This is a genomic window from Pseudomonas sp. B2021, from assembly GCF_018135665.1.
In the GTDB taxonomy this organism is placed as follows: Bacteria; Pseudomonadota; Gammaproteobacteria; order Pseudomonadales; family Pseudomonadaceae; genus Aquipseudomonas; species Aquipseudomonas lactis.
This window is the reverse complement of record NZ_SMOF01000001.1, coordinates 178,912-191,791: the sequence shown is the minus strand read 5'-3', so window position 1 is coordinate 191,791 and position 12,880 is coordinate 178,912. Positions and strand designations below refer to the sequence as shown.

General features: G+C 56.9%; 10 protein-coding genes. 5 read left to right on the top strand and 5 right to left on the bottom strand.

Translation table 11 applies throughout. From position 1 onward, the window contains the following. Positions 1–75: 75 nt before the first annotated feature. Positions 76–2,355, bottom strand: a complete 2,280-nt coding sequence (locus E1K68_RS00810) for a CHASE2 domain-containing protein (protein ID WP_034134126.1) — start codon at positions 2,353–2,355, stop codon at positions 76–78. A 411-nt stretch (positions 2,356–2,766) separates the two neighbouring features. On the opposite strand from E1K68_RS00810, the gene E1K68_RS00805 reads away from it, so the two are divergent. Continuing rightward, a complete protein-coding gene (locus E1K68_RS00805) occupies positions 2,767–3,489 on the top strand; it encodes a response regulator transcription factor (protein WP_003187255.1) in 723 nt (240 codons plus the stop codon). 104 nt (positions 3,490–3,593) lie between these two features. On the opposite strand, the gene gyrB is transcribed toward E1K68_RS00805, so the two are convergent. Genes gyrB through dnaA form a run of 4 tightly spaced genes read right to left on the bottom strand, consistent with a single transcriptional unit; the run spans position 3,594 to position 9,799 of the window. Continuing rightward, the gene (gyrB, locus tag E1K68_RS00800) at positions 3,594–6,011 is read right to left on the bottom strand and encodes a DNA topoisomerase (ATP-hydrolyzing) subunit B (protein WP_003187253.1); all 2,418 of its coding nucleotides are present in this window, start codon (positions 6,009–6,011) and stop codon (positions 3,594–3,596) included. 4 nt (positions 6,012–6,015) lie between these two features. Then, positions 6,016–7,119 (bottom strand): DNA replication/repair protein RecF, encoded by a 1,104-nt coding sequence (gene recF, locus E1K68_RS00795; RefSeq protein WP_212613668.1) that lies wholly within the window; start codon positions 7,117–7,119, stop codon positions 6,016–6,018. Positions 7,120–7,139: 20 nt separating this feature from the next. Continuing rightward, positions 7,140–8,243 carry a DNA polymerase III subunit beta gene (dnaN, locus tag E1K68_RS00790; RefSeq protein ID WP_003187250.1) on the bottom strand — a complete coding sequence of 368 codons (1,104 nt, stop codon included), beginning with the start codon at positions 8,241–8,243 and terminating at the stop codon, positions 7,140–7,142. A gap of 38 nt (positions 8,244–8,281) precedes the next feature. Then, on the bottom strand, positions 8,282–9,799 hold the full coding sequence (dnaA, locus tag E1K68_RS00785) for a chromosomal replication initiator protein DnaA (RefSeq protein WP_003187249.1): 1,518 nt from the start codon (positions 9,797–9,799) through the stop codon (positions 8,282–8,284). A gap of 585 nt (positions 9,800–10,384) precedes the next feature. Here dnaA and rpmH point away from each other — a divergent pair. Genes rpmH through yidC form a run of 4 tightly spaced genes read left to right on the top strand, consistent with a single transcriptional unit; the run spans position 10,385 to position 12,863 of the window. Beyond that, on the top strand, positions 10,385–10,519 hold the full coding sequence (gene rpmH, locus E1K68_RS00780) for a 50S ribosomal protein L34 (protein ID WP_003213577.1): 135 nt from the start codon (positions 10,385–10,387) through the stop codon (positions 10,517–10,519). Between the two features lie 16 nt (positions 10,520–10,535). Continuing rightward, complete coding sequence (gene rnpA / locus E1K68_RS00775) at positions 10,536–10,940, top strand: ribonuclease P protein component (RefSeq protein WP_003177079.1); 405 nt, start codon at positions 10,536–10,538, stop codon at positions 10,938–10,940. Beyond that, the gene (gene yidD, locus E1K68_RS00770) at positions 10,933–11,178 is read left to right on the top strand and encodes a membrane protein insertion efficiency factor YidD (RefSeq protein ID WP_019816912.1); all 246 of its coding nucleotides are present in this window, start codon (positions 10,933–10,935) and stop codon (positions 11,176–11,178) included. The genes rnpA and yidD overlap by 8 nt, the downstream gene beginning before the upstream one ends. A gap of 2 nt (positions 11,179–11,180) precedes the next feature. Further along, a complete protein-coding gene (yidC, locus tag E1K68_RS00765) occupies positions 11,181–12,863 on the top strand; it encodes a membrane protein insertase YidC (protein WP_003195904.1) in 1,683 nt (560 codons plus the stop codon). The last annotated feature ends 17 nt before the right edge of the window (positions 12,864–12,880 follow it).

Sequence of the window (12,880 nt, the reverse complement as noted above, 5' to 3'; positions counted from 1 at the left end):
TGCATAAGTTTTTTCTTCATAAAAAAACCGGTCCTTGTGACCGGTTTTTTTATGCACAGCAGAAAAGCCGCTTTTTCAGTCCTCCAATAACGGCAGCAGCAGGATAAACGTCGAGCCCTTGCCCAGCTCACTTTCACACACGATGCGCCCACCGTGCCGCTCCAACACTGCTTTAACCATGGTGAGCCCCAGTCCAAGACCCTCACTGCCTTGAGCCGAATCGAAACGTCGGTATTGGTTAAACAACTCCGGCAGATCCTCAGGCGCAATCCCCGGTCCCTGGTCGCTTATCCTGCATTCCAACCAACCTTGCGCACTGCCATGCTTCAACCTGACGGTGGTACCGGATGGGGAGTATTTGATCGCGTTCTCCAGCACATTGAACAACGCCCGGGTGAGCAGCGATTGGTCGGCGTAGACCATGGCCTCGTCCGCCTCATCCAAGTCGTGAACCAAATGGATGCCCTTCAACTGCGCAATCACCGCCACTTGATCAAAGGCGTCCATCACCAGCATGGCAAACAGGGTGGGCTGGAACTGGTAACCGTCCGCTTCAGCCTTGGCCAATTGCACAAAGGATTCGGTCAGGCTCAAGGCCCGCCGTACTTGCTGTTCGATTTGGGTAAACACCGCAGACTCCCCGTTGTGCACGTCCAGTAGGGCGAGGATCGCTGAATGCGGTGCACGCAGGTCATGGGATAGGAAACGCAGCATCGTCTCGCGGTGCTGCTGGGCTTCACGCTCCTTGCTCAGGTCCGTGAGGCTCAACAACCAGCCGAGGGCAAAATCACCTTCGGCAGGCAGCAAAGGAGCCAGTTCCATGCGTAAACTGCGTTGGTGGATATCGCGAAACTCGACCAGTTCCAGCGCCGACAGGGCAGGGCGTACACCATTGTGCAGCGGGGGATAACCCAGATCAGCAAGCTGTTCGACGAGGTTTTCACCGACCAGGTCATTGCCGAATACTTCACGGGCCACGCGGTTGGCCAACAGGATGCTGCCCTGGGGATCGGTGATCAGGGTCGCTACCGGCAGGCACTCCAAGCCGTCCGCCATAAAGCGCCGCGTATCGCGGGTACGGCTGACGGCTTGTTCAAGGGCAAAAATCCGCCCTTGCAACACATCGCCCTTGCTGGCCGGCGCGCGACGCCGTTCCGGAAGCACCTTGGGTTCGTTATCCAGGCGTGCCAGTTCCCAGCCAAAGTAGGCGAGGATTACGCTCAGGCGTCGCCAATTCCAGATCAGGTAACTCAGCAACAAACCGATCAGGCACGCTGCGGGGCTCCACCAGTGGCCCAGGCGCAATAAGGCCCATGAACCCAGCAAAGCCACGGCCATACCCGCCAAGGTCATCCACAGGGCGTAGCGGGGGCGCACCAGCAGAAGGCCCAACAGCAGGGCCACCAGGGACGTTGCCAGCAACGCCGCCAACCAGCCGGGCAGATCGACGATGCTGCGACCCTGCAATAAACCATTCAGTACTTCAGCCTGGATCTCAACCCCCGCAGTGGTGCCCACGGTGGAAGAGAGCGGCGTCACGAAACGATCGGCCATGCCATAGGCTGATGCACCGATTAGAATCAGGCGACCCCGCAACGACTCGGGAGGTACCTCGCCGCGTAATACGCTGACGTAGGACACACTGGGAAAATGGTCTGGTTCCGAAGTGAACGGCACACGAATCTCATGTTCCTGGTGCCAGTGCCCTCCAGTAGGCTCTTGCGGCAGGCCCGGCATCGTCTCGGCATGCTCGCTCATGGCGAATGCCAGCCACGCCAACTGAGGGAGTGTGCTTCCCGCAGGGCCCTCACGTAGATACACGCTACGCACCACACCGTCTTTATCCGCTTCGACGTTGATGTGCCCAACGCCCTTGGCGCACTTGAGCAGTGGCGACAACGGCGTTACCTGGGCCTTGGGGCTGACGCTGCTATCCCCGGCGATGGGCAGCAATACATTGCCGGCTTTGCATACGGCATCGGCCAGGCGCTGGTCGTCATTACTGTTGCCGCTCTCACTGAAGATCACATCAAACAAAATACCCGCCGGCTGGGCGGCGTTCAGGCGTTCAATCAGGTCGGCATGTACGCTACGCGGCCAAGGCCACGGGCCGAGTGCTTCCAGGCTCGGCGCATCGATGGTCACCAGAACGATGCGTGGGTCTACCGGTAAGGGCGTGAGGCGGCGCAGGCTGTCATAGAGCGGATTGTTAAGCGCCAGGCCAGCGCTCAGGGATAAGTAGGCGGTAAAGGGCAGGAGTACCAGACCGATCAGCAGCCATTCACGAACCAACCCATGGAACAAAAGCTGGGCCTGGGTAGGTTGGCGTTTCTCGGCTTTGCGCCATAGGTTCACAGGGCTACCGCCACGAGCGTGCCGAGGCATTGATGGTCATTAAGTAAAAGTGTCATAAGCCCAGGATCCCTCTCCATGGGGTTGCGATGAAGTGCATGCAGTGTTCTGAAACCAGTGAAGCTTATTTCGGTCTCATTGGAGGACTTCCCACGACCGCGCAATGAACGATACCGCACATTGGAGCAGGCATGAGGCGCCGGCGAGGCGATCGGCACAGAGCCTTTTCCACACCAACAGGAGCCGGTATCTTCTTCGAAGATCGTAATGAATTGAGTTTACGGCGCTTTCAGCGTATCGAGAGATCCAAGCACTGTAGAATCCGTCCATAATTATTCAGATTCAGAGGCCGGCATTTGTACAACATGTGCCCCCCATTCAAGCCCTCGTATTTTTGTAGGAAGGACCCCGCCTATGCGTGTCGCAATACTGGATGACGAACCCGCGGAGTTGCGACGGGTGGAACAGACACTGCGACAGATTCCCGGCCCGGCTGACCAGCCTTGGTCTCTGCATTTCTTTGAGCGCGGTGAAGACCTGCTGCGCCAGCTACGTCGGGAAACCTTTGACCTGCTGATCCTCGACTGGCAACTGCCGGACATCTCCGGGATAGCGTTATTGCGCTGGACTCGCGAGCACATGGAATCGCCCCCTGCCGTCATCATGCTCACCAGTCGCGATGCCGAGAGCGACATCGTGACGGCGTTGAATAGCGGGGCGGATGATTATGTCAGCAAGCCGTTTAGGCCCAACGAACTCAAAGCTCGAGTCAGCGCCGTCCTGCGGCGCCACGGTTTGCAGAAGTCGGCTAGCCAGGAAGTGCAGAGCTTTAACGACCTGACATTCGACGATGCCGAACTGACCGTCACACGCGCAGGCAAACCCATCAACCTGACAGAACGGGAATACCGCCTGGCAAGTTGTCTATTTGCCAACCTGGCCCGGCCGTTGTCTCGCGAGTACCTGTATGAGCGGTTCTGGAGCCACGAAGAAATGGTCTCGTCGCGGCCGTTGGACACGCATATCTACCGCCTGCGTAACAAGCTAGGGCTGACGGCGGATCGCGGCTGGCAGTTGTTGACGATCTACGGGTACGGGTATCGATTGGAGAGTGTGACACCCGCTGTGGAAAGTTAAATACGTCGATGTTCCACGTGGAGCATTTAAAAATGCGCGACTGCGAACCAACAAAAAAGGCCAACGCTAAGCGTTGGCCTTTTGTTTTTAGCAGATGTACCTGATCAGAAGTCCAGGTTAGACACCGCCAAAGCATTGCTCTCGATGAAGTCACGACGAGGCTCGACCGCATCACCCATCAGGGTGTTGAAGATCTGGTCTGCGCCAATGGCGTCTTCGATGGTCACGCGCAGCATGCGGCGCTGAGCAGGGTCCATGGTAGTTTCCCACAGCTGATCCGGGTTCATCTCGCCCAGACCTTTATAGCGCTGGATGGTATGACGCTTGGTGCTTTCCGCCATCAACCAGTCCAAGGCTTCTTTGAACTCCTTGACCTGCTTCTTGCGTTCGCCACGCTGGATGTAAGCACCGTCGTCCAGCAGGGTGCTCAGTTGCGCGCCGAGGGTGACTACGGTCTTGTAGTCGTTGCTGCCGAAGAAGTCGCGGTTGAAGGTGACGTAGTTCGACAGGCCATGGGAGATCAGTTCGACCTCTGGCAGCCATACGTTACGTTCGCGGTCTTCACGCAGGCTAGCTTTGTACACCAGGCCAGACTTCTCCACAGTACGCAGGCGCACTTCGTATTGGGCCAGCCAATCCTGCATGGCGGCGTGGTCGCCCAACTGCTCCAGGCTTACGGCCGGCAGGTAGATGAAGTGCTCGGTCAGCTCCTGAGGGTACAGGCGCGACAAACGCTTGAGCGTCTTCATGACCATGCGGAAGTCGTTGACCAGTCGCTCCAGCGACTCACCGGAGATACCCGGCGCTTCGTCATTCAAGTGTAGGCTGGCATCTTCCAGAGCCGACTGCGTCATGTACTCTTCCATGGCGTCGTCGTCTTTGATGTATTGCTCTTGCTTGCCCTTTTTCACTTTGTACAACGGCGGCTGAGCGATGTAGATGTAGCCACGCTCGATCAGCTCCGGCAACTGACGGAAGAAGAAGGTCAGCAGCAGGGTACGGATGTGCGAACCGTCGACGTCAGCATCGGTCATGATGATGATGTTGTGGTAGCGCAGCTTGTCGATGTTGTACTCGTCGCGGCCAATACCGCAGCCCAACGCTGTGATCAAGGTGCCGACTTCCTGGGAGGAAATCATCTTGTCGAAGCGGGCCTTCTCGACGTTGAGGATCTTACCTTTCAACGGCAGGATGGCCTGGGTGCGACGGTTACGACCCTGCTTGGCGGAACCGCCAGCAGAGTCACCTTCCACCAGGTACAGTTCGGAGAGGGCAGGGTCCTTCTCTTGGCAGTCAGCGAGTTTGCCTGGCAGGCCGGCGATATCCAGCGCGCCTTTACGGCGGGTCATCTCACGGGCCTTACGCGCGGCTTCACGGGCGCGGGCAGCATCGATCATCTTGCCGACGACCAGCTTGGCTTCGTTCGGGTTTTCCAACAGGAAGTCGGAGAAGTACTTACCCATTTCCTGTTCAACCGCAGTCTTCACTTCGGAAGACACCAGCTTGTCTTTGGTCTGGGAGCTGAACTTCGGATCCGGTACCTTGACCGAGATGATCGCCGTCAGGCCTTCACGGGCATCGTCACCGGTGGTGGCGACTTTATGTTTCTTCGCCAAACCTTCCGCTTCGATGTAGGTGTTCAGGTTACGCGTCAGCGCGGAACGGAAACCCACCAAGTGGGTACCGCCATCGCGTTGTGGAATATTGTTGGTGAAGCACAACAGGTTCTCGTTGAAGCTGTCGTTCCACTGCAGTGCGATTTCCACGCCGATGCCGTCTTCACGCTGGATGTTGAAGTGGAACACCTGGTTGACCGCAGTCTTGTTGGTGTTCAGATATTCAACGAACGCACGCAGGCCACCTTCGTACTTGAACAGCTCTTCCTTGCCGCTGCGCTCATCCTTGAGGACGATGCCGACACCGGAGTTAAGGAAAGACAGTTCACGAATCCGCTTGGCCAGGATGTCCCAGCTGAAGTGGATGTTCTTGAAAGTTTCTTCCGATGGCTTGAAGTGGATCTGGGTACCGGTGGTCTCACTGTCGCCGACGATTTTCATCGGTTCCTGTGGTACGCCGTGGACGTAGGTCTGCTCCCAAATCTTGCCGCTACGGCGGACAGTCAGGATCAGTTCTTCGGACAGGGCGTTCACTACCGACACACCTACACCGTGCAAACCACCGGATACTTTATAGGAGTTGTCATCGAACTTACCGCCGGCGTGGAGCACGGTCATGATGACCTCTGCCGCCGAAACGCCTTCTTCTTTGTGCACGTCTACCGGGATGCCACGACCGTTGTCACGCACGGTAATGGACTCATCCGGGTGGATAATAATGCTGATGTCGTCGCAGTGACCGGCCAGAGCTTCGTCGATGGAGTTATCGACCACCTCGAACACCATGTGGTGCAGACCGCTACCATCATCGGTGTCGCCAATGTACATACCGGGACGTTTGCGTACGGCATCCAAACCTTTCAGCACTTTAATGCTGGTCGAGTCGTACGTGTTTTCTTCGCTCATGCCTTCACTCCCGATGGTCGTGGGTCTGGGTGATACGGCCTTGTTCCACGTGGAACAAAGCGACTGGCGTTTCCGTCTGCCAGCCTTCCCTCAATAATTCGTGGTCTACACAGGTAATAAACACCTGGCAGCGTAAGTCTTCCAACAAGCGGCATAGCGAGCGGCGGTGCTGCTCGTCGAGCTCCGACGGCAAGTCATCCACCAAATAAATACACTGACCGCGTCGAGCCTGGCTAACCAAATGGCCCTGCGCGATACGCAACGCACAGACCACCAACTTCTGCTGGCCGCGGGACAAGATGTCCGCCGCATTGTGTGCACCTAATCTAAGGCGCAAATCAGCGCGTTGGGGTCCGGCCTGGGTGTGGCCGATTTGCTGATCCCGTTGCAAGGACGTTGCGAGCACTGCACTCAGCTCACGTTCTTTGTCCCAACCCCGGTAATAACTCAGCGTCAGCCCCTCGAGGTCCAACAACTCGCTCAAGGTCTGCTCAAAGACTGGTTTCAAGGCTTTGATATAGGCACGGCGGTATTCATCTATTTCGTCGCTGGCCAGGCACAGTTCACGGTCCCAGGCTGCTTGCGAAGCGGCGTCAAGTGTACCATGCCGCAGCCATGAGTTCCGCTGCCGCAGGGCCTTCTGCAGGCGCTGCCAAGTGGCCATGAAGCGTGGTTCCACGTGGAACACGCCCCAGTCGAGGAATTGCCGACGGATTTTCGGGGCACCCTCCAATAATCGAAAGCTGTCGGGGTTGATCAGCTGCAACGGCAGGATCTCAGCCAGCTGCGCTGCGCTGCGCGCATTTTGCCCGTCGATTCGGATCTGAAATTCCCCACCGCGATCACGCGATATCCCCAGGCTGCTATGACCGCCCTCAGCCAATTCCACTTGGCCAAATACGGTGCAGGCCAAATGTTCGTACTGAATCACGGGTAGCAGGCGCGCACTGCGGAAAGAACGCGCAAGCCCCAGCAGGTGGATGGCTTCCAGCACGCTGGTTTTGCCACTGCCGTTGGCGCCATGGAGGATGTTGATGCGGGGGGAAGGGGAGAAGGTCACCGGGTGCAGATTGCGCACCGCGGTGACCGAGACGCGACTAAGGGACATCTAGCTTCTGCTGAGCATGATTACAGGCGCATCGGCATGACAACGTAAGCCGAGTCGTCGTTGTCGGATTCTTGTACCAGGGCGCTGCTGTTGGAGTCCGAAAGAATCAGACGAACCTGTTCGGTGGTCATCACCCCCAGCACGTCCAACAGGTAGCTCACGTTAAAACCGATTTCCAGCGAAGCGCCGTTGTAGTCGACACCCACTTCTTCTTCTGCCTCTTCCTGTTCCGGGTTGTTGGCCTGGATTTTCAGTTGGCCGTTGGCCAGCTGCAGGCGAATACCGCGGTACTTTTCGTTGGACAGAATCGCCGTACGGCTGAAGGCTTCACGCAGAGCCTGACGATCACCGACCACCAACTTGTCGCCACCTTTAGGCAACACACGCTCGTAGTCCGGGAACTTGCCGTCTACCAACTTGGAGGTGAAGGTGAACTCACCGGTGGTGGCGCGAATGTGGTGCTGGCCCAACACGATGCTGACGTTACCGTCCGGCTCGGTGAGCAAGCGCGCCAGTTCAAGGATACCTTTGCGTGGAACGATCACCTGGTGACGATCCGGCTGACCGATATCGGCACGCATCGAGCACATCGCCAGGCGGTGACCGTCGGTGGCCACGGCGCGGATGATGCCTTCCGAGACTTCCAGCAGCATACCGTTGAGGTAGTAACGCACATCCTGCTGGGCCATGGCGAAGCTGGTGCGCTCGATCAGGCGACGCAGCTTGCTTTGCTCCAGGCTGCACGTCAGCGAGCCCGGGCCTTCTTCCACGGTAGGGAAATCATTGGCCGGCAAGGTCGACAGGGTGAAACGGCTGCGACCGGCCTTGACCACCAACTTCTGCTCATCCACCTTGATGTCGATCAGCGCATCGTTGGGCAGGCTTTTGCAGATATCCATCAGTTTGCGCGCCGGCACGGTGATCTCGCCCGGTTCGGCGGGCTCTTCGAGCTGGACGCGACCCACCAGTTCGACTTCCAGGTCGGTACCGGTCAAGGACAACTGTTGCCCCTCGACCACCAGTAATACGTTGGAAAGCACCGGCAAGGTCTGTCGGCGCTCGACGACGCCTGCGACCAGTTGCAGGGGTTTCAACAGGGCTTCGCGTTGAATGGTGAAATGCATGGTCTAGTCCCTTGCCTTAATAAGCTGCGCTGGTGTCATCACGTAGTCAGTGTACGCAGCAGGTTCTTGTAGTCCTCGCGAATATCCGCGTCGGATTCCTTAAGTTCATTGATCTTGCGGCATGCGTGCAAGACCGTGGTGTGGTCGCGTCCGCCAAACACATCACCGATTTCGGGCAGGCTGTGGTTGGTCAACTCCTTGGAGAGGGCCATGGCAACCTGGCGTGGACGTGCAACCGAGCGCGAACGGCGCTTGGACAGCAGGTCGGAAATCTTGATCTTGTAGTACTCGGCCACGGTGCGCTGGATGTTATCCACACTCACCAGCTTGTCCTGCAAGGCCAGCAAGTCTTTCAAGGACTCGCGAATCAGCTCGATGGTGATATCGCGGCCCATGAAGTGCGAGTGAGCGATGACCCGCTTGAGCGCGCCTTCCAGCTCACGCACGTTGGAACGGATGCGTTGGGCGATGAAGAACGCAGCATCGTGCGGCAGATCGACTTTAGCCTGATCGGCCTTCTTCATCAGGATCGCAACGCGGGTTTCCAGCTCCGGTGGCTCGACTGCAACGGTCAGGCCCCAGCCGAAACGCGACTTCAGACGTTCTTCCAGGCCTTCGATTTCCTTCGGGTAACGGTCACTGGTCAAGATGACCTGCTGGCCACCTTCGAGCAGCGCGTTGAAGGTGTGGAAGAACTCTTCCTGGGAACGTTCCTTGCGTGCGAAAAACTGAATGTCATCGATCAGCAAGGCATCAACGGAGCGGTAGAAACGCTTGAACTCGTTGATTGCGTTGAGCTGCAAGGCCTTGACCATGTCGGCCACAAAGCGCTCCGAATGCAGGTAAACCACCTTGGCATTCGGGTTCTTCTTTAATAAGTGATTACCGACGGCGTGCATCAAGTGCGTCTTACCCAAACCTACGCCGCCATAAAGGAAGAGCGGGTTGTAACCATGCTTGGGGTTATCGGCGACCTGCCAGGCGGCCGCTCGGGCCAGCTGGTTGGACTTGCCTTCGACGAAGTTTTCGAAGGTAAACGTGCGGTTCAGGTAACTGGTGTGCTTGAGCGCGCCTTCTACCTGCACAGTGCGTTGCTCGGAGCGCACAGGCGCCTGCTGGGAGCTGGCACCGGCCATCGGGTCGAAGCTGTCGCGGGACGGCTCCTCATTCTCCGGCGCATTTTTGCGCGACGAAGGTTTGGACGGCGCAGATGTCGGTGCAGGTGCAGCGGCGACAGGCGCCACTGCAGCTTGGGCTTGCGACGCGGCGGCGGCCAATGGCGCATTCGGCGCGGCGCGGGGAGCTGAGCTGCGCTTGCTGCCTATTAATAAGGAGAGAGCAGGCGCCAGACCGTTGCCATGTTCGTCGAGCAATTCGAGAACGCGGCCCAGGTACTTCTCGTTGACCCAGTCGAGGACAAAACGATTGGGCGCATAGACACGCAACTCGTCGCCTTCGGCTTCGACCTGTAGCGGACGGATCCAGGTGTTGAATTGCTGGGCAGGCAGCTCATCGCGCAAAAGCTCCACGCACTGCTGCCAAAGTTCCACTGACACGGATATCCCCTAAGTTGAAAGCCGGTGAGGCAAAAACAGCCGCCATTGTAGCGGCCAGCCGTCCACTTATCCACATGTAGGTTGCTCACAGGACACCCAAAATCAATGCCTTAACCGTAAAAAATGCGACCAGTGGTCTGTGCATAAGCTCTGTGGATAAACCCACCTAAGCTCATTGTACAAGTGGGGTCGAAAGTCTGTGGGTAACCGACCTGTGGATAACTAGCTGTTCCACACACAGCTTATCCGATAGCGCAGCACAGGCAGAGCACCGCTTCTCCCCCGTGTTGTCATTCTCTGTACAACCCGTAGAACAAGGGCTAAAGGCAGTTATCCACAGATAATGACGCCTCTAGCTTTTATAAGCTTTACAGAAAAGCTTTAAATAACTTCCTTCTTTATTTTTATATCTATGGCATGTCAGATGGAAGCCAAACGGGGAGAAGGGCGTCAGGACCCCGTGGACATCTAATTAAAGGAAAAGCTGGTTGGAAATTGACCTAGAGGCTTGCTTTCTCTAGAATCGCCGGTCTCTTAAAACGGGGGCCATTCCGGCCCGTTGTGGACGAACCAGGTAACAACGCCATGAAACGTACTTTCCAACCAAGCACCATCAAACGCGCCCGTACTCACGGCTTCCGTGCTCGCATGGCTACCAAGAACGGCCGTGCTGTCCTGTCGCGTCGCCGCGCCAAAGGTCGTGCGCGTCTGGCAGTTTGATAATCCGGTACTGGTGGTGAGTCAGGACTTCAGTCGGGAAAAGCGTCTGCTAACCCCCCGGCATTTCAAGGCAGTCTTTGACTCCCCCACCGGCAAGGTTCCGGGGAAAAATCTCCTGCTCCTTGCGCGTAACAACGATCTTGATCACCCCCGTCTCGGGTTGGTGATCGGCAAGAAGAGCGTAAAGCTCTCCGTTGAGCGCAATCGCCTCAAGCGTCTGATGCGCGAATCGTTTCGCCTCCACCAGGACACTCTGGTTGGTTGGGATATTGTTATCGTCGCGCGCAAAGGCTTGGGTGATGTAGAAAACCCCGAATTGATTCAGCATTTCGGCAAGCTCTGGAAACGTTTGGCGCGTACCCACAAGCCAGCACCAGCAGTCAGCACCGAAACTGTAGGGGTAGACAGCCTTGATGCGTAAACTGGCAATCGTTCCGATCCAGTTTTATCGCTATGCCATTAGTCCTCTGATGGCCAGCCACTGTCGTTTCTACCCCAGTTGTTCCTGCTACGCGTTAGAGGCCATAGAAAATCATGGTCTTCTGCGCGGTGGCTGGCTGACCTTTCGTCGTTTAGGTCGCTGTCATCCGTGGAATCCCGGTGGTTATGACCCGGTTCCACCTATCCCTACCTCCCGTTCTTCTTCGATGGCCGAGTAATCATGGATATTAAACGCACAATCCTGATCGTCGCCCTGGCAATCGTGTCCTATGTCATGGTCCTTAAATGGAACCAGGACTACGGTCAGGCTGCCCTGCCGACTCAGAATGTTGCTACCAATCAGGCTGCGCCGGCTATTCCGGACACCCCGCTGGGTAACAATGCGTCCGCGAGTGCCGATGTTCCCAGCGCGAATGGCGAGACAAGTGCCCCGTTAGAAACGCCAGTGGTCACCAACAAAGACCTCATCCACGTAAAAACGGATGTGCTCGACCTGGCTATCGACCCACAGGGTGGTGATATCGCACAGCTGAAGCTGCCGCTTTATCCACGTCGCCAAGACCATCCGGATGTGCCGTTCCAACTGTTCGATAACGGCGGTGAACGTACTTATCTGGCGCAAAGCGGCCTGACCGGCACCAATGGTCCGGATGCACGTGCTACCGGTCGTCCGGTTTATTCGACCGAACAGAAGACTTATCAACTGGCAGACGGCCAGAACCAGTTGAACGTCGACCTGAAATTCAGCCTCGACGGCGTCAACTACATCAAGCGTTTCAGCTTTACCCGCGGTTTGTACGACTTGAAGGTCACTTACCTGATCGACAACACCAGCGACAAAGCCTGGAGCGGCAACCTGTTTGCCCAGCTCAAGCGTGACGCCAGCTCCGATCCGTCTTCCAGCACCGCCACCGGTACCGCGACTTACCTGGGCGCTGCCCTGTGGACAAGTAACGAGCCGTACAAAAAAGTGTCGATGAAAGATATCGACAAGGGCACGCTGAAAGAAACCGTCCAAGGTGGCTGGGTAGCGTGGCTGCAGCACTATTTCGTGACCGCCTGGATCCCGAACAAGGGGGATGCGAACCTGGTTCAAACCCGCAAGGACAGCCAGGGCAACTACATCATTGGCTTCACTGGCCCGGCGTTGACCGTCGCTCCAGGTGCCAAGGCTGAAACCAGCGCTACCCTGTACGCCGGCCCTAAAAGCCAGGCCGTATTGAAAGAGTTGTCCCCAGGTCTGGAACTGACTGTGGATTACGGCTTCCTGTGGTTCATTGCCCAGCCGATCTTCTGGCTGTTGCAACATATCCACAGCATCGTCGGTAACTGGGGCTGGTCGATCATCTTCCTGACCATGCTGATCAAAGGGCTTTTCTTCCCTCTGTCGGCAGCCAGCTACAAATCGATGGCGCGTATGCGTGCCGTGGCCCCGAAACTGGCCGCGCTGAAAGAACAACATGGTGATGACCGGCAGAAAATGTCGCAGGCCATGATGGAGCTGTACAAGAAAGAGAAGATCAACCCGCTGGGTGGATGCTTGCCGATTCTGGTACAGATGCCGGTGTTCCTGTCGCTGTACTGGGTACTCCTGGAAAGCGTGGAAATGCGCCAAGCTCCGTTCATGCTGTGGATAACTGACCTGTCGATCAAAGACCCGTTCTTTATCCTGCCGATCATCATGGGCGCGACCATGTTCATCCAGCAGCGTCTGAACCCAACCCCGCCGGATCCGATGCAGGCCAAGGTAATGAAAATGATGCCAATCATCTTCACCTTCTTCTTCCTGTGGTTCCCTGCTGGCTTGGTACTGTACTGGGTGGTCAACAACGTGTTGTCGATCTCTCAACAGTGGTACATCACACGTAAAATCGAAGCGGCTACCCAAAAAGCCGAGGCGTAATTTACTCTGTGGATAAC